This window comes from Campylobacter concisus, assembly GCF_050447485.1.
Taxonomy (GTDB): Bacteria; Campylobacterota; Campylobacteria; order Campylobacterales; family Campylobacteraceae; genus Campylobacter_A; species Campylobacter_A concisus_BQ.
The window spans coordinates 1,206,803-1,224,033 of record NZ_JALMFY010000001.1 but is presented as its reverse complement, the minus strand read 5'-3'; the positions used below and the strand labels follow the sequence as shown (position 1 = coordinate 1,224,033).

Sequence of the window (17,231 nt, the reverse complement as noted above, 5' to 3'; positions counted from 1 at the left end):
GTTTGTGGTAAAAATTTCTTAAAATCTTACCCAAAGCAAGGTAAAAATTTACTTTTATTTAGATGGTTTTGCTCCTTTTTATGGTCATCAAAAAGCCAGTTATTATGAGTAAAACTGCGATCACGCAAGAGATAGCAAAGACGATCTGACCGACCTCGCCAAACATCTCTCCGGTATGCAGGCTAAGCACTTTTCGCCCAGCCTTTTTTGCCTCTGGGATGCTATCACTCTTACTAACAAGCTTATTTTCTTTTATCTTGCCAGCGCTTGCGTCAAGCTTTAGCTTGCCTACCTGACTCTCGGCAGTTTCGTAGTTTATAGTGTAGGTGCTTTGGTTGTTTTCAGGCACGTTTATCGTGAGTGATTTTAGCTCTAGCGTGACATTTTCTTTAAAAATTTGCTCCGCAGACTCGATCTCTTTAAATTTTTCATCGCTTATTGGGGTTAAATTTCTTTGAGGCATTGCTCTTTGTGCTTGGCTTGGCTTTAGCTCGAAAAATATGCTATTTACACTGCTTCTAACCCAGCCGTAAGACCAGTAAAGACCAGTTAGCGACATCACTACAAGCAAGATCGCTACGTAGGTGCCAAGGCTCGTGTGGAGGTTGAAAAAGCAGGCGTAGCCCTTTGCGTTTGTTTTGATCTTTAGTGAATTTAAGAAATTTCGCTTGATCGCTGGGGCGTAGAGGATGAGGCCGCTTATGGCAAGAAGTGCCATGATGATCGAGCTAATGGCGACTATTTGCTTGCCGATGTTTGCTGGGACTTTGCTATCAAGCAGGGCAAGACCTAAATTTCTATGCAGGCTTAGTATTATCATGCGAGTTTTCTCGCCCAAATCTTCGCTGATCACCTCGCCACTTCTTGGATCGATGAAGAAATTTAAGAGCTTTTTATCTTTAGCGACACTGATGCTATAAGCTTTGTTTTCGCCGCCGATTTGCACGTTTTCAAGCGTGTCAAATTTGATCTCACTTTTTGCCTTGGCGAGAATCTCGCTTAAGCTTAAATTTGGCTTTTCGCTAGGTGCTAAATTTATATATTTTTCATTTATCGCAGATTTTATCTCCTCTCTGTAAGAGACAAATGGCGCTGCAAGCGTCATGATAAGTAGCGGTATGGCAGCGATTAGACCGATTATTAGGTGGATGTTGAAAATGATTTTGTTACGCTTGAAAAGCATATATCTCCTTTTAGATTTTAATAACGAATATTAATTTATTTTTTGTTAAGCAGAGATAAAATTTAGAAGGTTTTTTAAGTTATGAGAGAAAATTTGGCTACTCATTGGCATGATAGACCACTAGGCAAAGAGCTTTATTGACAAAAAAGCGCTTTTGCCTTGTAAATTTATCTATTTTGAGCGATCGGCAGGAGATACTCAAAGGTTCTAATGGCTGCATTTAGATCCTTTTTATTTAGAGATTTAAACGGTTTTAGCAGGTGGTAGAGTGGTTTAAATTTTACTATTAGTTGCAGCGAGCGCGAGTAAATTTGAGCGCCACCAGCGTTAATGTATTCATTGACCACTTCTTTTACCAGCTCATGTGAAATTTTTTGTCGGTAGAGCTCGTGGATGAAAACTAATAGGTCGCGGCATTTTTGAAGTTCTATGTCGTGAGTAAAAAATTTTGACTCAAAATCTAGAAATTTTATCTCGCCATTTTTTATGGCGATATCTCTAAGTGCTGGGCGTCCGTGTGCGGAATTTAGTGCGTGAAGTCCAGCTAGTGCGCGGGCTGCTTTTAGCAAAATTTCGTGTTTAAATTTTTCATCGTTACTATATTTAAATAGTCTAGCAACTGGCTCGCCAACATCTTCTATAACGAAAAATTCATCGCTTTTTAACACGAGTTTTGGCGCAGGAGCATTTGCCTCGTTTAAAATTTCAAGCTTTTTTATCTCGGCCGCAAATGACTTATAAGGGTTTGGTTTAAAAATTTTAGTTAAAAAGCCACCTTTAATGGTCTTTTCAATGCGTTTTAACCAAAATTTTTGCCCATCAAATTCAAAGCTAAAAACACGTTCGTCGTTATGATCTTTTAAAATTTCATTTACATATTGTTTTAAATTTTGCATTTTGTTAATGTAGCGAAAGAATTCTAAATTTTTACATATATTTGACATAAAATTTCATGAAAAACATAGAAATATTTGTAAGTAAAAAAGAAAATAAAATCATGGTGGAGTTAAGCGGGATCGAACCGCCGACCTCTTGAATGCCATTCAAGCGCTCTCCCAGCTGAGCTATAACCCCAAAAGGATTTGGTATTTTATCTTTTTATGGCTTACATTTTTTTGAAAGTCGTTTTTATAAAATAAATTTTTAAGCAACTTTTGGGTAACATTGCAACCTTTAACGCGGGAATAGCTCAGGGGTAGAGCACAACCTTGCCAAGGTTGGGGTCGCGAGTTCGAATCTCGTTTCCCGCTCCATTAAATTTGCCCGAGTGGCGGAATGGTAGACGCAAGGGACTTAAAATCCCTCGGTAGTTTTTACCGTACCGGTTCAAGTCCGGTCTCGGGCACCACCAAAACGGCGACATGGCCAAGTGGTAAGGCATGAGCCTGCAAAGCTTTGATCCCCGGTTCGAATCCGGGTGTCGCCTCCAGACTTCAAAAAACCAAATTAAAGGATTAACAATGAAAAAGTTGCTTTTAATAGTTTGTATGGCATTTTTTGCAGTAGGTTGTTCAAACACTTGGCACGGCGTAAAAGAAGATAGCCACAACGCCAAAGAATGGACTAAAGAAAAGATCAATGACGGCGCTAGTTACGTCAAAGAAAAAACAGAATAATTCTTAGTGGTTATAGCAAATTTTAAGCAAAGTTGGCTATAATCACAAATCTTTAAATCGGGAGATGGCTGAGCGGTCGAAAGCGGCGGTCTTGAAAACCGTTGAGGTGTGAAAGCCTCCTGGGGTTCGAATCCCTATCTCCCGGCCACTTCAAATTTAAAATCACCTTTTAATTTTCAATCATTTTTATTTTTAATTTTTAGAATTTGGGCTCAACATAACTTAATATAAACATGATCCATGTTAAATTGTGGCAAAAACTGTGTTTTTGGCAAGGCTAAAAATAGCAGAATTTTAATCTCAAAAAAAGTGTGAGAACAAAGTAAATTTAATGTTTAGATGAAAATATACAAAAGTACCTTGGCGCTAAAGAGCAAGAGGCAATAAATGTGCCTTACCAGATGCGAAATAAGTGTCGTTTTAAGTAATAGCAAGGTCGCTGTAAATACCATAAAAGAGAGCGTCTTGCCAGAGGGTAAAAATGTAGAGGTTTTGACTATCCAGTCGATCAAGGGCCTTGAAGCGCAAAATGTCATCATCCACAACTTTTTGCCGTTTTTGCAGACTATATATAAAAATGAAAGAGCGCTTTTTTATAGGAAAATTTACGTCTTGCTAACTAGAAGCCGCGAAAATTTATATATCTCGCTACCTAAAAATTTGGATGAAAATTTGCCAGATGAGATAAAAAAGGTGGTAGAGATCATCAAAAAATATGCAAGCATCACGCAAGATCTACCGCCGAAAAACGAACAAATAAAAGAAAAATCAAGCCTAAAACTAGCCTCGATAAAGCCAGTTTTAAGGGACGTAAAAGATGGCGCCGAGCTAGTGGTGGCAGGCAGTCAGCTCTTTGCCATCATAGCTGGGCTATTTGCATAGTAAATTTTAATGGCAGCCGCAGCCACAACCACATCCGCCGCTTTGTTTTATCGCGTCAAAAACTGCGTCGTAGTTTGGCTCCTCTGTCACTTCAGGGACGATTTGCTTGTGAATTATTACGCCATCTTTGATGACAAAGACTGCTCTTGCAAGTAGGCCTTTTAGCGCGCCCTCACTCATCAGCATGCCGTAGTTTTGGGCAAATTCTCCGTATCTAAAGTCGCTTCCCACGCGCAAATTTGCTATGCCCTCAGTCGTGCAAAATCTTCCCATCGCAAATGGCAGGTCGTTTGAGATGATGCTAAGTCTAACGCCGTGTTTTCCAGCTACTTTTTCGTTAAATTTACGTGCTTCTGCCGCGCAAACGCCAGTATCAAGTGATGGCAAGCAGACAAGTACCTCTATGCCATTATTTCCGCCCACGCTAAATTCGCTAAGATCTTGCGCTACGACTCTTGCCTCAGGCGCATAAGAGCCGACAAATAGCTCGTTTCCGCTTAAATTTACATCACTGCCTTTAAATTTTGTAGTTGCCATGATTTCTCCTTATATTTTAGCTTTTTTAAACGCTTGATCAAGGTCAGCTATTAGATCATCGACATTTTCGATGCCGATGGCTAAACGAAGCAAATTTTGCTTTATGCCGATCTTATCTAGCACCTCTTTTGGATATGCCTCGTGCGTCATCGTTGCAGGCCTGCAAATAAGGCTCTCTACGCCGCCAAGGCTCACTGCTAGATCAAAAATTTCTAGCGCTTTTACAAATTTATTTACATCATATTTTTCATCAAGCTCAAATGAGATAAGAGCGCCGATATCGCTTGCTTGAGCTGCTTGCATCTTTGCCTCTTGCTCGCTGTATGAGCCAGGGAAATGCACTACGCTAACGGCGTCACTATCCTCTAAAAATTTGATGATTTTATGGGTATTTTGCGTTTGTCTGTCAAACCTAACGCTAAGAGTTTTAAGCCCACGTATTAGGTAGTATGCGTCCATCGGACTGATGATGCCACCAAGCGTATTTTTGGCAAATTTTATCTTTTCAGCCAAAGCATCATCGTTTAGCGTGACGATACCAGCGATCACGTCAGCATGTCCGCCGATATATTTTGTGGCGCTATATACCACGATGTCAGCTCCGTGCTCAAGCACTTTTTGATAGTAAGGCGTCAAAAATGTATTATCCACGATGACTAGAGCGCCCTTTTTGTGAGCGATCTTTGAGATCCTGGCGATATCAGTCACTCTTAAGAGAGGATTTGAGGGAGTTTCGATGAAGATAGCTGCCACGTCGTCGCTTATGTCATCTTCGCTTAAAAAATTTAGATCATCTATAAATTCGCTCTTTATGCCGTGGCTTTCAAAAACAGTCGTGACATATCTATATGTGCCACCATATACGTTGCTATTTAGCAGGACTTTTTGCCCTGTTTTTATAAGGCTAAGTGCGGCTGCTGTTGCTGCCATGCCTGAGCCAAAGCTAAATGCGTATTTGCTACCTTCGACTTTAGCAAAGATATCATCAAAGGCTTTTTTTGTAGGGTTGTTGCCACGTGAGTAGGCAAATTCTTGAAAATTTTCAAGGTCATCTTGCACGAAGGTGCTAGCTAAAAATACTGGCGGAACGACCGCTTTGTTTGGGTTGTTTTTAGCTTCGATGCCTTTTACGATGAGAGTGTCTAGTTTCATAAATTTCCTTTTTAAAATTTTACGAAATTTTACATGATAAAGATTAATTTTCCCCAAACCCACCCAAAATATAGCCAAACCAGTAAGTGGTAGTAAAAGTGCTTTTTAAATTTGCATTTGTAAGATTGCTAAGACTAAATTTAAGCTTTTGCCTGGTCTTCGCAAGCCGCCAATATATGGTTTTTACTCGCTTTTGGCTAAATTTTTACCATAAATTTTACTCTACTAGATCAACCGACCAGTTTGCCTCCTGAAGCTTCATCTCAAGCTCTCTGATCTCTTTTGAAAGTGCATCTACTTGCTTTTGAAGTGCGGCCACATTGACTGTGCTTAAAATTTTGATCTCGCTATTTGAGTAAAGATCGACCTTTTGACTAGCACTTGTTGCAAACTCCCTAAGCACGCTTGCTTTTAGCGTCAAAGCGTCCTTTTTAGCGATCATCTCAGTTAGGCTAATGCCATCAAATTTAGCACTTGAGTTTGTTAAATTTATAGAGCAAATGAGCCTAAAAAGCTCGCTTGTTAGCTTGTCAAGCTCTTTTAAAAGAAGCTTTGGATCCTCGCTTGGACTTTCATTTTCCTGCGTTTTTGCATTGCTAAGTAGCCTAACTTTTAGCTGTTCGATGCGCTTTTGCGTGTCAGATCTTAGGATGAGAGCCTGAGCTAGTTTCATCATTTTTCCTTTTTTGGTATTAAATTTTTAAATCATCTTAGTATCTTTTGGGTTATAATTGATTTAAAATTTTATTTAAGGAAAAGCTATGAAGTACGATTTTGACACATTAGTAAGCAGAGAAGGCACCAACTCATCAAAATGGCGTATGAAAAATGACGTTTTGCCGATGTGGGTTGCAGATATGGACTTTAAGGCTGCACCTGAGATATTAAGCGTCTTGCAAAAGCGCCTTGATAACGGCGTCTTTGGCTACTCGTTCATCCCAAAAGAGTGGAACGAGGCGATAAAGAGCTGGTGGCAAAGACGTCACAACGTGAGCTTAGAGAACGAGTGGATGTGCTTTTGCACTGGCGTTATACCGGCCATCTCGACTGCCATTAGGAGATTTAGCAGTCCAGGAGATCAAATTTTAGTGCAAGCGCCTGTCTATCACGTCTTTTTTAACTGCATAAAAAACAACGGACGTGAAATTTTATCAAACGACCTTGTCTATAAAAATGGCTCTTACGAGATCGACTTTGACGACCTAGAGGCGAAGCTAGCTCAGCCGCTAACTACTATGATGCTTCTTTGCAATCCTCACAATCCAATAGGCAAAATTTGGGACAAAGAGACGCTTAAAAAGATAGGCGAGCTTTGCTACAAGCACGATGTTTTGGTTATTAGCGATGAAATTCACTGCGACATAACTGATCCAGGTCTAAGCTACGTGCCATTTATCAGTGTGAGCGAGGAGTGCAAAAACAACTCCATCACGTGCATATCGCCTACAAAGGCCTTTAACATAGCTGGCCTTCAAAGCTCGGCCGTCGTTACACCAAATGAAAAGATCAGATCAAGACTAAATGCCGCTATCAACTACGATGAGGTCGGCGAGGCAAATGCCTTTGCGATCATTGCAGCAATAGCCGCATTTAACGAGGGCGAAGCGTGGCTTGATGAGCTTAGAGAGTATCTTTTTGAAAACAAAAAGGTCGTTGCAAACTTCATAAAAGAGCAGGGCTTACCAGTGAAGCTTTTACCATCGAGTGCGACCTATCTTTTGTGGCTTGACTGCAGTGCGTTTTGCGAGGATTCGAGTGAGTTTATGAATTTCTTGCGCGACAGAGCAGGGCTGTGGCTAAATGACGGCAACGCTTACAGAGGAGATAGATTTTTCCTTCGTATGAATATCGCAACGCAGCGCCAAAGGGTGCTTGAAGGGCTAAAACGCTTGCAAAATGGGATAAATTTATACATTTCAAAGAGATAAATTTTGGCTGGGTGGCTTTGGAATTTAAGCCACCTTTGCTTGATACAAAAAGCTACTTGGGATATTTTAGAGTAGCAGATATTGCCTCCGCTTTTAAAAATTTTGCTGATAAATTTAAGGTTGGATAGCCTACGTTGGTTCTTTGATAGCTTTAAATTTAAGCAGGAAGTTATTTGGTTGTAATAGGGTAGGTGGTAAAGCCAGTTTTTGCTATTTTTGATATCTCTCCAGCATGCGCTAGCGCGTTATAAAGAGTGTCTTGGTCGCGTGTTTAGGAGTTGTTTTAAAGTTTTAAGTAGTTTTGGATCATAAATTTAGTAGTTTAAATTTGAAAGAGAAAAATTTAAGGTGCTGATAGTCATGCCGATCTTGATTTACATAAAATTAAGCAAAGCTGTTAATGCAAATAGTCATGGTTGATTTTAAAGCAAAAAAGACCGCGTTCATTTTGAGTATCAAATTTAAAGCCACCGCTGATTTTTATCTTCTATTTTAAATTTAGAAAAGCTATCAGTCAAAAATAGAGCGGTCGCCAAAATACTATTTTATGCTGCCTTTATTCAACAAATTTGTGTTCGCCACACGTGCGTAATGCAGTTTTTCTTATAAATTTAGTAGTTTAAATTTGGAAAAACATAAATTTAAAGGTGAGATAGTTGCGCTGACTTTTAAACTTAGAAAAAGTCGCTTATCAAAATAGAACAGACCGCCATAAAAAACATTTTGCCCCTTTTGAAATAGTAAATATCGCGCTTGAAAGCGAGATATCTCGCACTAGCGTTAAATTTAAAAGAAGCTGCTTGCCAAAACGAGAATTTGATATCTTTCAAAAAGTGATTTTGCTAATAAATTTGATGATTTTAAAGTTTATGTAAAAACAGAAATTTAAAGATGAACTAGCTTATGCTGGTTGTAAATTTATAAAAAGGTTATTTTCTAAAGTGGGAATTTACGCTCTCGTTTAAAATGATAAATTTGATAGTTAAATTTGAATAAAAGTAGAAATTTAAAGGCGGGAAAGTCCCGCCAGATATTATTTATGTAGTTCTTTTGTGTAAAACTCAACTGAGCCAAGGCCCTCTTTTTGCGCCCACTCGTAAGCTTGGCTTACAAATTCCCAGTTTATATTCTCGTAAAATGTCTCTAGGTATTTTGGACGAGCGTTGAAGTTGTCGATGTAGTAAGCGTGCTCCCACACATCAACTACTAGAAGTGGCACTTTGCCATCGCTCACTGGAGTTTTTGCGTTGCTAGTTTGCACGATCTCTAGCTTTTTGCTGCTTGGATCAAATACAAGCCACGCCCAACCTGAGCCAAAAAGCGTTGTAGCTGCCTTTAAAAACTCCTCTTTAAAGTTTGCAAAATTTGCTTCGATAGCAGCTTTTAGCTCGCTTGACATCTCGCTTTTTTTAGCGATGCAGTCCCAGTAAAAGTCGTGGTTATAGACTTGAGCGACGTTGTTGTAAAGGCCACCTTCGCTATTTTTTAGAATTTCATAAAATGATGCATTGGCAAATTTTGTATCTTTTATGAGATTGTTTAAATTTGCAACATAGGTTGCGTGGTGCTTGCCGTAGTGGTATTCACAGGTTTTAGCACTTACTACTGCATTGTGGTTTGCGTCAAACGGAAGTTTTCTTAGTTCAAACATAATAATTCCTTAATAATAAAATTTGTTATTTCGCATTATAGCCATAAAAGATTAACAAATGAAAATCATTTAAATTTAGCCCTAAAATAGGGCGTTTTATAAAAGCTAAATTTTCCATTTATAAAAGATGAGTGAATTTATCTTATAAATTTATGGTTAAACAAGCGAAATTTATATCCTAAAAAGAGCAAATTTGGCTTTGCAAAAGAGAGAAAAGTAAATTTAAATTTCTCTAAATGTAAAAAATAATATAAATATATGTGTAGAAAAGTAACAAATATACGCTATAAAAATGATAAACAAATTTTACGTTAAATTTACAAAGTAAAAACTATCTATTTTAGATCAAAAATGTTACAAAAATACACATATAAAAATAAAGATATGTGAATTTATGAAACAAAATTTCTAAATTTTTATTTTTGAAATTTATAATGCACCTATCAAAACTATTACAAAGGATGAGAGATGAAATTCTTACAAGCTTTACTTTTTACATGTGCCATCAGTGGCTTAGCATTTGGTGCTGATAAGGTCTATACGATCAAATTCGCTCACGTTGTCGCAGCTTCTACGCCAAAGGGCAAGGCAGCTGACTTTTTTGCAAAGCGTGCTGAAGAGCTAAGTGGCGGCAAGATAAAAGTTCAAGTCTTCCCATCAGCACAACTTCTTGATGATGATAGAGTTTTTGGCGCGTTAAAACTTGGTAACGTTCAAATGGCAGCTCCTAGTTTTTCTAAATTTACACCTATCGTGCCGCAGTTTCAGCTCTTTGACCTACCTTTCATCTTTAAAGATGCAGACCACCTTCATAAGGTTCAAGATGGCGCAGTTGGCGAGGAGCTAAAAGGCCTTGTGACTAAGAAAGGCTTTGTGGCGCTTGATTACTGGGATGCTGGATTTAAGCACTTTAGCTCAAGCAAAAAACCGATCCTTGTGCCAGAAGATGCAAAAGGACAAAAATTTAGAATCCAAAGCTCAAAAGTGCTTGAAGAGCAGATCAAAGCGATCGGTGGCAACCCACAAGTTCTGCCATTTTCAGAGGTTTATTCTGCGCTTCAACAAGGCGTAGTTGATGCGACTGAAAACCCACTATCAAATTTCTATAACTCTAAATTTCACGAGGTTCAAAGCTCTCTTACGCTCTCTCACCACGGATATCTAGGCTATCTAGTCGTTATGAGTGATAAATTTTGGAACAAACTACCAGATGATCTAAAAGCAAATGTAAAACAAGCTCTAAGCGAAGCTACAGCTTACGAGAGAGAAGAGACAGCTAAAGAGGATGCTCACGTCATAGCCGAGCTTGAAAAATATATAGCAGAGACTAAAAAGCTAGAAATTTTCAAGATAGACGACGCACAAAAAGCTGAGTGGGAGAAGACTATGCAGGCTATCTATCCTAAATTTTACGACGTCATCGGCAAAGAGCTTATAGAAAAAACAATCGAGACAAAATAATGAAAAATTTCATTAACGCTCTTGATATATTGATAGTCTCGCTCAATAAGACTATCGCCGTTTTAGGGCTAGCTAGTGGAACGCTACTAGCCTTTGCCAACGTCGTGGCTAGATACTTTTTCGACAAAAGCTGGTCATGGGCGAGTGAGCTATCAAACTACTTATTTATTTGGTCGGCTTTTTTTGCCGCAGCGTATGGCTTTAACAAGGGCATCCACGTAAGCGTAACTATCTTGGTGGAGAAATTTCCACCAGCGCTTGCAAAGGCGTGCTTACTCTTTTCGCATATCTTAACAACTGTCTTTTTGATATTTATCGCGGTTTATTCGGTTGATTATCTTAAAATTTTGCACGAGATCGAGCAGATGATCATAGACCTTGGCATACCTCAATGGGTTCCTATGCTAGTGCTTCCAATAGCCTTCGTCACAGCTAGCTACCGCTCGGCTGAAAAGGCTATCAAAGTGGCTCTTACACCTGCTGCACAAGTCGTAAATAACGAAGCGCACGAGCTAGCTCACGGTAGCGTAGTCAAAGACTAAGGAGAAAAAAGATGACAATAGCATTTTTATTTATCCTGCTTTTTGCACTGATGCTAATAGGCGTGCCAGTCGCGGTTTCATTAGGCACAAGCACCGTTTTAACGATGATATTTTTTACAGACATAGACATCGCTACGATCCCGCAGCTAATTTTTGATGGTATCAATAAATTTTCGCTAATGGCGATACCGATGTTTATCTTGGCTGGAAATTTACTAAGTAAAGGCGGCTCAGCAAGACGTATCATCGACTTTGCAAAGTCTATGGTCGGACACTTGCCAGGCGGTCTTCCTATGAGTGCGATATTTGCCTGCATCATCTTTGCAGCAGTTTCTGGAAGCTCGCCTGCGACAGTTGTGGCTATTGGCTCAATTATGTTTGCAGCGATAAAAGAGGCTGGCTATCCAAAAGAGTACGCAGTGGGCGGCATAACCACGGCTGGATCGCTTGGAATTTTGATCCCGCCTTCAGTTGTTATGATAGTTTATGGCGTAACTGCTGAGGTTAGTATCGGCAAGCTCTTTATGGCGGGCGTCGTACCTGGTCTTATGCTTGGTGCTTTTATGCTAGTGCAGACCTATGTCGGAGCAAAAAAGCTTGGATTTAAAGCGACTAAGGCTGAGCCATTTAAAGTAAGGGTGCAGAAATTTGCAAAAGCATTTTGGGCGCTTCTAATCGTCGTTGTGGTTATTGGCGGAATTTATGGAGGCATATTCACTCCGACTGAAGCTGCTGCAGCAAGTGCGGTCTATGCGCTATTTATCTCACTTTTTATCTATAGAGATATAAAGATAAGAGACCTTTGGGATATCTGCCTAGACTCAGCCCTTACAACAGCTATGATATTTTTCATCATCGCAAACGCCGTTGTTTTTGCCTATTTGCTAACTAGCGAGCAGATCCCGCAAGCGATCGCTTCGATGATACTTGACGCAAATATTGGCATGATAGGATTTTTGATATTTGTAAATATATTGCTCTTTATCATGGGTCAGTTTATGGAGCCTTCAAGCGTTATCATGATCATGGTGCCGCTCTTGCTTCCGATAGCTACGCAACTTGGCGTCGATCCTATACACTTTGGTATCATCTTGGTTGTAAATATGGAGATAGGTATGGTGACTCCGCCTGTTGGACTAAATTTATTTGTCGCAAGCGGTCTTACAAATATGAACTTAAAAGAGGTCATCATGGCGTGCTTGCCATGGACGCTAACCTTGTTCTTTGGTCTTATCTTGGTTACTTATATACCACAAATTTCACTTTGGCTACCAAACATAATGTATGGACATTAAAATTTAGAGGCCTAGGCCTCTAAATTTATCCTTTTGGATCGTAATCCGCACTCATAACGATATTTTTACCATTTCGCTTACCAACGTAAAGTAGCTCGTCAGCTTGCTTGATCATACGCTCGATATTTACCTCAGTGTTGCCACTATGTGCCACGACGCCAAATGTCATCGTCGCTATGATCCTATTGTTTTCAAATTCAACTACATTTTGATTAAGTGTCTCTCTGATACGCTCTAAGATGCTAACTGCTTTTGCCTTTTTAACATCAAATATAACAGCTAGAAATTCCTCGCCGCCAAATCTTGCAACCCTATCTTCATTTCTAAAAGCGTTTTTGAAAATTTTAGAAAGGCTCTTTAGCACTTCATCGCCTGCTCCGTGTCCGTAGGTGTCATTTATCTTTTTAAAGTTATCGATGTCACACATCACGATAGCAAAGTCATTACTGTCAAATAAATTCTTTTGTCTAAAAATTTGTTGCATCGAAGCGCGGTTTAAAAGCCCAGTTAGTGGGTCGTGGTTAAAGACAGCCTTAGCAGACTCTTTCTCTTCTAAGATGCCTAAGAATATAAATAAATTTGAGCTCTCTAGCAAAAATGATGTTAGGACAGCAAACACGCAAGATGCAGTTAGGTTAAATACAAAAAATATCTCTTTATATAAAGTATCATCTTTTACTGGTATATCTATCACTAGATAAAAAAGCAAAAATGCCGCGATATCTAGCAAAGAGATAAGTCTGCTTAACATTTTAAAGCTAACTGATAAGAAAAAGAGGCTAATTGTCGATGTTAAAAATAAAATTTCAAAGCCCCAGCCCAGTCCAAGGATAAAGACGCAAAGTGAGGCATGGAGTAAAATTTCTGCTTGCAAGATAAACATCACGATCTTGTTATTCTCTTCGCTATCAAAGAGTATCTTTAGTGCAAAAAGATATATGCTAACAGATAGGATGTTTGCCACAGTTAAAATTTCTTCGCCCATGAGGCAAAATATAACTAGGTAAAAAGTATGTACAGCTAGGAGCGAAAAGACGATGATCTTTTGTGAGATATAAAGTGAAATTTTAGGCATTGTCTTTGTCCTTATTTGCCTTCATGATCTCATACTCGATGCGGTCTTTGCCATTTTTCTTACCCTCATATAGCTTTTTATCAGCTTTGTTTATGACTGTGTCGATATCAGTTATAACGCCATTTGCACAAAGAACCAGACCAAAGGTCATGGTTACAGAGCTCTTATCAGGCAACTTTACCTGTGCTATCCTTGTACCAAGTCTGGTTTCTACCTTTTTTACGTCTTCAGTTTTAACTTCAGGCAAGATAACTAGAAATTCCTCTCCACCCCACCTACAAATGTGGTCATTTTCTCTAAAAGTATCTTGCAAGGCCCTTGCGATCTCTTTTAAGACCTTATCGCCCCAGTCGTGTCCATAGGTGTCATTTATCTTTTTAAAGTTATCTATATCTCCTAGCATAACGACTAAATTTGCGTCACTGCTTTTTTCTCTAAGCTCTTTTAGCTCATATCTAAGAGTTCTTTCAATAGAGCGTCTATTTAAAAGACCAGTTAAAAAGTCATACTTAGAAATTCTCTCTATCTCCTCTTTCTCTTCGCTGATCTGTTTGTAGCCACTAGATGTGATCGCATCAGAGAAAAAAGAAAGCCTAAAGACCAAGTAAAAAGTAAAGAAAACGCTTATACAGGTTGAGCCTATTTGTACCATGGAGTCTATCCCAACTACTTTATCCTTATATGTAAGATATAGCCACAAAAGGACAAATAGCTCAAGAAGGCAGACAGAGTAGGTAAGAAGTCTTTGGTTAAAAGCCAAAAAGTAGTTTATAAAGATAACGCCAAGGAGTGTTATCCATATATTAGAGCTCCAGCCCATGCCAACAACGCCAGCGATAACTGCGGTGATGACATTTAGTTGAAAGATGGCAGAGATTAAAAATCTGTATTTGATATTAAATCTAATCCTTAAAGCAGTGCTAATAGAAAGAAATAAAAAACAGATAAAAATGATCGTTAAGTCAAAGTAAAAACTGCAAAGCACGATCAAGACAAAGGCGTTACTTACTATCGCTACGTTTAATATCGTTTTGTAAATGTCATCGATAGCCTTATAGCTATCTTGCTCTATAAATTCCTGTACCAAGCATTCTCTCCGTTAATTTCATCCATTAAATTTAATTAGACCATTTTAATACGAGTCGTAACTATCCTCATCTTCATCGCTATCTTCATAGTTGTAGTCATTTTCGTCGTAGTTATAGTCATAGCTATCGCTACTATCCTCATCCTCATCGTTAAATTCAGAGTAGTCTTCTTCTACCTCTTCGTAGTCAAAATCATCACTCATTTTTCTCTCCTTAAATTTTATCTTTGATATTTTCTATATACAAGCTTTGGCTTGGGAATGCAAAATTTAGACCATTTTGCTTTAAAATATCCATAATTTTTAGCATTACATCTTGTTTTACATCTAAAAACTCTCCCCAAACGATAGTTTTGGCAAAGCAATAAACTAGGATGTTTATCGAGCTATCAGCAAAGTCATCAACCACGACAAATAAATTTGACTTATATCCAGCGTAGTCATCAACTGAGACTATGTTTTGTCTATATTTTAATCCTCTTTTATTAGCCGCGATATCTTCACTTTTAGCGATATCTGGGTGATTTATCAGCATATTTTTGATGTCATTTACACATTTTTTGATCTCTTCTGTAGTTGGTCCATACTCGATGCCAATAACCATTCTTATGCGTCTACCGACCTTTCTTCTGCTCCAGTTTCTAACAGGATCGCTCGCTAGCTTTGAGTTTGGCACGAAGATAAGGGCGTTATCAAAGCTTCTAACTGTTGTTTTTCTAAATCCTATCTCAACGACCGTGCCCTCGATGTCGCCACAAACTATCCAGTCGCCTTGTGAAAATGAGTTGTCAAAGAGCATCATAACAGATGCAAAGAAGTTTGCGATGATGTCTTTAGCAGCGAAGGCAACAGCAAGACCACCGATACCAAGTGAGGCGATGAGTGCTGAGATATCAAAGCCAAGCTTTTGAAGGATCAGTAAAAGTGTGATGATTAGCACGATCACGTAGATCACTTTTAGTGCTAGGTTTATCACCTCTTTACGCTTGCTTTTTTGCGCGATCTTGTCGAGTATAGCGATGCCGTAGCCATTTAGTATGGTGAGGACAAGCCATGAAAATGCGACTATATATATGATAGAAAAGATATTTGCTACCGTTAGAGGCACTGGCACTGGATAAAATCCAATGCCGATACAGATGTTTAGCGCATAGATGATAAGAAGTGCTGAGATCGGCTTTTTGATGATATCAACGATCTGATTTTTAGCCTCTTTTACCCCTTCGCCTGAAGCGACGAGTGACATCACCCAGTAGGTGAGCTTGGCTAAAATTCTAGTTAGCGAGACGAAAAATAAAAATATCGCAACGATAACAACGATCTTGCCGATGTTAAATTTGCTTGAATTTATGGCTGTTGTTTTGTTTATATACTCGACTGCATCGACTAAATTTAGCTCAGACAAGAGCATGCTTGAGCTTAGAAGATCGGCGTTATTTTTAAGATAGATTAAAATTTCTTCTTCACTCTCTTTTTTCAGCTCAAGGTCAAAAAAGGCGCTGTCGTAAGAGCCTGAAGTGTCATTTAGTGAGTCTTTTAGATCTTTTATACTTACATAAGAATTTGTCTGTAAATTTAAAAGTCCATTATCTATCACATCTCTTATAGAATTTGCTTTAGCACCCTTTTTAAAGATCTCTTCAAGGCTAATAAGCGCTGAGTAGTAAGCGTAATCAACCTTCATCTTCTCAAGCTCGATAGCACTTTGGATATAGGCGTCCTTGTTTGACTGCTTCTCAAGTCTTGCGACCTTTTTCTCTAGCGCCTCTTTTTGCAGATTAAATTTATTTATATCGCTTTGTGTTACCTCGATCTGCATGACGTAGTTTGGTATCTTTTCTAAAAGATCGCTCTTTTTCTTTTGAAGAGTGATCAAATTTGAGTTATCGATCTTTGAAGCGTTTAGGTCTTTTTGCTGAGATTTTATGATATTTATCTGGCTGTTTAGGGTTTGAATTTGATTTGTTATGCTGATGATATCGTCTTCTTGCGTTACGTTGTTATCAGCGCCAAAAAGAGTTATGAAAGAAAGCAGGATGATGGTTAGAAATTTACGCATTTTCGCCTCTTTTGTCCGCTAGAAGTTTAAACGTGCCCTCTTTTAAATCGTAGCTAAAAATTTCGCCAGTTTCTATGATGTAGTGCCAGCCATAAATTTGAAGCTTACCACTTTCATACTCCTCTTTGACATTTGGATAGGTCATTATGTTTTCGATCGAGTTTATCACGTTTAGCCTCTCGGTTAGCCACGCCATTTTGGCTGGATCGTCGCTTGTAAATTTAAGCACTTCTCGCTTGATCGGCTCGATCAGTTTTATCCAGTTTTTAACATTTGGGGTGTTTTTTAGCTTCTTTTCATCTGCGTAAAGTGCCGCGCATCCACCACAGTCAGAGTGTCCGCAGATGATGATGTTTTTGATGTTTAAAACTTCAAGCGCATACTCAATCGCTGAAGTGGTCGCCAAAAACTCTTCGCTCACTCTATATGGTGGCACGATGTTTGCGATATTACGCACCATGAAAAGCTCGCCTGGCAGGCAGTTTGTTATCAAATTTGGCACGACCCTTGAATCCACGCAAGATATGAAAAGCGTATGCGGATCTTGTTTATTTTGCAAGCTTTTAAAGAGCTCTTCGTGCTCTAAAAAGCCATCTTCCATAAATTTTACTGCACCTTCAAGTATTGAATCATCCATAAAATTTATCTCCATTTTTTATATTTTTATCGCGATTATAGCAACTTTTATTTAATCAAAAAAATGCCCTCTAAAATGGACTTTAAACTAATAATTTTTATTAAACTTCTTTTTATTTATTATTTA

Annotated in this window: 17 protein-coding genes and 5 tRNA genes; 10 read left to right on the top strand and 12 right to left on the bottom strand. The window is 38.7% G+C overall.

What is annotated here, in order from left to right; all coding sequences use genetic code 11:
• Window positions 1–58: 58 nt before the first annotated feature.
• From MTT29_RS06295 to MTT29_RS06285, 3 genes are all read right to left on the bottom strand, one after another.
• A complete protein-coding gene (locus tag MTT29_RS06295) occupies window positions 59–1,183 on the bottom strand; it encodes a PepSY-associated TM helix domain-containing protein (RefSeq protein WP_429800082.1) in 1,125 nt (374 codons plus the stop codon).
• Between the two features lie 167 nt (window positions 1,184–1,350).
• Window positions 1,351–2,127: a spore coat protein gene (locus MTT29_RS06290; protein WP_429800081.1), complete on the bottom strand. Its 777-nt coding sequence runs from the start codon at window positions 2,125–2,127 to the stop codon at window positions 1,351–1,353.
• Between the two features lie 54 nt (window positions 2,128–2,181).
• A tRNA-Ala gene (locus tag MTT29_RS06285) sits at window positions 2,182–2,257 on the bottom strand.
• 104 nt (window positions 2,258–2,361) lie between these two features.
• Between MTT29_RS06285 and MTT29_RS06280 the strand changes: the two genes are divergently transcribed.
• From MTT29_RS06280 to MTT29_RS06255, 6 genes are all read left to right on the top strand, one after another.
• Window positions 2,362–2,436: transfer RNA gene (locus tag MTT29_RS06280), tRNA-Gly, on the top strand.
• Window positions 2,437–2,444: 8 nt separating this feature from the next.
• Window positions 2,445–2,531: transfer RNA gene (locus tag MTT29_RS06275), tRNA-Leu, on the top strand.
• A gap of 7 nt (window positions 2,532–2,538) precedes the next feature.
• Window positions 2,539–2,612, top strand: a tRNA-Cys gene (locus tag MTT29_RS06270).
• Window positions 2,613–2,643: 31 nt separating this feature from the next.
• Window positions 2,644–2,799 (top strand): hypothetical protein, encoded by a 156-nt coding sequence (locus MTT29_RS06265; protein WP_021086361.1) that lies wholly within the window; start codon window positions 2,644–2,646, stop codon window positions 2,797–2,799.
• A gap of 58 nt (window positions 2,800–2,857) precedes the next feature.
• A tRNA-Ser gene (locus MTT29_RS06260) sits at window positions 2,858–2,947 on the top strand.
• 239 nt (window positions 2,948–3,186) lie between these two features.
• Window positions 3,187–3,681, top strand: a complete 495-nt coding sequence (locus MTT29_RS06255; protein ID WP_429800080.1) for an ATP-binding domain-containing protein — start codon at window positions 3,187–3,189, stop codon at window positions 3,679–3,681.
• Window positions 3,682–3,687: 6 nt separating this feature from the next.
• Here MTT29_RS06255 and tpx read toward each other — a convergent pair whose 3' ends face one another.
• The 3 genes from tpx to MTT29_RS06240 form a co-directional block, all read right to left on the bottom strand.
• Window positions 3,688–4,218 carry a thiol peroxidase gene (tpx, locus tag MTT29_RS06250; protein ID WP_103574150.1) on the bottom strand — a complete coding sequence of 177 codons (531 nt, stop codon included), beginning with the start codon at window positions 4,216–4,218 and terminating at the stop codon, window positions 3,688–3,690.
• 9 nt (window positions 4,219–4,227) lie between these two features.
• The gene (locus MTT29_RS06245) at window positions 4,228–5,370 is read right to left on the bottom strand and encodes a trans-sulfuration enzyme family protein (RefSeq protein WP_429800079.1); all 1,143 of its coding nucleotides are present in this window, start codon (window positions 5,368–5,370) and stop codon (window positions 4,228–4,230) included.
• Between the two features lie 217 nt (window positions 5,371–5,587).
• Window positions 5,588–6,043 (bottom strand): DIP1984 family protein, encoded by a 456-nt coding sequence (locus tag MTT29_RS06240; protein ID WP_429800078.1) that lies wholly within the window; start codon window positions 6,041–6,043, stop codon window positions 5,588–5,590.
• An 88-nt stretch (window positions 6,044–6,131) separates the two neighbouring features.
• Here MTT29_RS06240 and MTT29_RS06235 point away from each other — a divergent pair, with 88 nt between their 5' ends.
• Window positions 6,132–7,298, top strand: a complete 1,167-nt coding sequence (locus MTT29_RS06235; RefSeq protein WP_429800077.1) for a MalY/PatB family protein — start codon at window positions 6,132–6,134, stop codon at window positions 7,296–7,298.
• A 1,033-nt stretch (window positions 7,299–8,331) separates the two neighbouring features.
• Here MTT29_RS06235 and sodB read toward each other — a convergent pair.
• Window positions 8,332–8,949, bottom strand: coding sequence for a superoxide dismutase [Fe] (sodB, locus tag MTT29_RS06230; RefSeq protein WP_002941550.1), 618 nt, complete (start codon window positions 8,947–8,949; stop codon window positions 8,332–8,334).
• A 468-nt stretch (window positions 8,950–9,417) separates the two neighbouring features.
• On the opposite strand from sodB, the gene MTT29_RS06225 reads away from it, so the two are divergent.
• The 3 genes from MTT29_RS06225 to MTT29_RS06215 are packed head-to-tail and all read left to right on the top strand — an operon-like array spanning window position 9,418 to window position 12,247.
• Window positions 9,418–10,410 (top strand): DctP family TRAP transporter solute-binding subunit, encoded by a 993-nt coding sequence (locus MTT29_RS06225; protein ID WP_002941552.1) that lies wholly within the window; start codon window positions 9,418–9,420, stop codon window positions 10,408–10,410.
• Window positions 10,410–10,952: a TRAP transporter small permease gene (locus MTT29_RS06220; RefSeq protein ID WP_103570706.1), complete on the top strand. Its 543-nt coding sequence runs from the start codon at window positions 10,410–10,412 to the stop codon at window positions 10,950–10,952. The genes MTT29_RS06225 and MTT29_RS06220 overlap by 1 nt, the downstream gene beginning before the upstream one ends.
• Window positions 10,953–10,963: 11 nt before the next feature.
• Window positions 10,964–12,247, top strand: coding sequence for a TRAP transporter large permease (locus tag MTT29_RS06215; protein ID WP_087583616.1), 1,284 nt, complete (start codon window positions 10,964–10,966; stop codon window positions 12,245–12,247).
• A gap of 25 nt (window positions 12,248–12,272) precedes the next feature.
• Here MTT29_RS06215 and MTT29_RS06210 read toward each other — a convergent pair whose 3' ends face one another.
• The 5 genes from MTT29_RS06210 to MTT29_RS06190 are packed head-to-tail and all read right to left on the bottom strand — an operon-like array spanning window position 12,273 to window position 17,105.
• Window positions 12,273–13,322 (bottom strand): GGDEF domain-containing protein, encoded by a 1,050-nt coding sequence (locus tag MTT29_RS06210; RefSeq protein WP_429800076.1) that lies wholly within the window; start codon window positions 13,320–13,322, stop codon window positions 12,273–12,275.
• Window positions 13,315–14,409: a GGDEF domain-containing protein gene (locus MTT29_RS06205; RefSeq protein WP_103557782.1), complete on the bottom strand. Its 1,095-nt coding sequence runs from the start codon at window positions 14,407–14,409 to the stop codon at window positions 13,315–13,317. The genes MTT29_RS06210 and MTT29_RS06205 overlap by 8 nt, the downstream gene beginning before the upstream one ends.
• Before the next feature lie 45 nt (window positions 14,410–14,454).
• Window positions 14,455–14,613, bottom strand: a complete 159-nt coding sequence (locus MTT29_RS06200; protein ID WP_002941615.1) for a hypothetical protein — start codon at window positions 14,611–14,613, stop codon at window positions 14,455–14,457.
• A gap of 10 nt (window positions 14,614–14,623) precedes the next feature.
• The gene (locus MTT29_RS06195) at window positions 14,624–16,468 is read right to left on the bottom strand and encodes a mechanosensitive ion channel domain-containing protein (RefSeq protein ID WP_429800075.1); all 1,845 of its coding nucleotides are present in this window, start codon (window positions 16,466–16,468) and stop codon (window positions 14,624–14,626) included.
• On the bottom strand, window positions 16,461–17,105 hold the full coding sequence (locus tag MTT29_RS06190) for a carbonic anhydrase (RefSeq protein WP_103571348.1): 645 nt from the start codon (window positions 17,103–17,105) through the stop codon (window positions 16,461–16,463). Before MTT29_RS06190 ends, MTT29_RS06195 begins: the two co-directional genes overlap by 8 nt.
• Window positions 17,106–17,231: the final 126 nt, after the last annotated feature.

Coding starts and splice junctions, on each gene's coding strand:
- tpx (WP_103574150.1), bottom strand. CDS start 4,218: ATGGCAACTACAAAATTTAAAGGCAGTGATGTAAATTTAAGCGGAAAC.
- MTT29_RS06290 (WP_429800081.1), bottom strand. CDS start 2,127: ATGTCAAATATATGTAAAAATTTAGAATTCTTTCGCTACATTAACAAA.
- MTT29_RS06245 (WP_429800079.1), bottom strand. CDS start 5,370: ATGAAACTAGACACTCTCATCGTAAAAGGCATCGAAGCTAAAAACAAC.
- MTT29_RS06210 (WP_429800076.1), bottom strand. CDS start 13,322: ATGCCTAAAATTTCACTTTATATCTCACAAAAGATCATCGTCTTTTCG.
- MTT29_RS06240 (WP_429800078.1), bottom strand. CDS start 6,043: ATGAAACTAGCTCAGGCTCTCATCCTAAGATCTGACACGCAAAAGCGC.
- sodB (WP_002941550.1), bottom strand. CDS start 8,949: ATGTTTGAACTAAGAAAACTTCCGTTTGACGCAAACCACAATGCAGTA.
- MTT29_RS06200 (WP_002941615.1), bottom strand. CDS start 14,613: ATGAGTGATGATTTTGACTACGAAGAGGTAGAAGAAGACTACTCTGAA.
- MTT29_RS06265 (WP_021086361.1), top strand. CDS start 2,644: ATGAAAAAGTTGCTTTTAATAGTTTGTATGGCATTTTTTGCAGTAGGT.
- MTT29_RS06190 (WP_103571348.1), bottom strand. CDS start 17,105: ATGGATGATTCAATACTTGAAGGTGCAGTAAAATTTATGGAAGATGGC.
- MTT29_RS06295 (WP_429800082.1), bottom strand. CDS start 1,183: ATGCTTTTCAAGCGTAACAAAATCATTTTCAACATCCACCTAATAATC.
- MTT29_RS06195 (WP_429800075.1), bottom strand. CDS start 16,468: ATGCGTAAATTTCTAACCATCATCCTGCTTTCTTTCATAACTCTTTTT.
- MTT29_RS06225 (WP_002941552.1), top strand. CDS start 9,418: ATGAAATTCTTACAAGCTTTACTTTTTACATGTGCCATCAGTGGCTTA.
- MTT29_RS06215 (WP_087583616.1), top strand. CDS start 10,964: ATGACAATAGCATTTTTATTTATCCTGCTTTTTGCACTGATGCTAATA.
- MTT29_RS06235 (WP_429800077.1), top strand. CDS start 6,132: ATGAAGTACGATTTTGACACATTAGTAAGCAGAGAAGGCACCAACTCA.
- MTT29_RS06220 (WP_103570706.1), top strand. CDS start 10,410: ATGAAAAATTTCATTAACGCTCTTGATATATTGATAGTCTCGCTCAAT.
- MTT29_RS06255 (WP_429800080.1), top strand. CDS start 3,187: ATGTGCCTTACCAGATGCGAAATAAGTGTCGTTTTAAGTAATAGCAAG.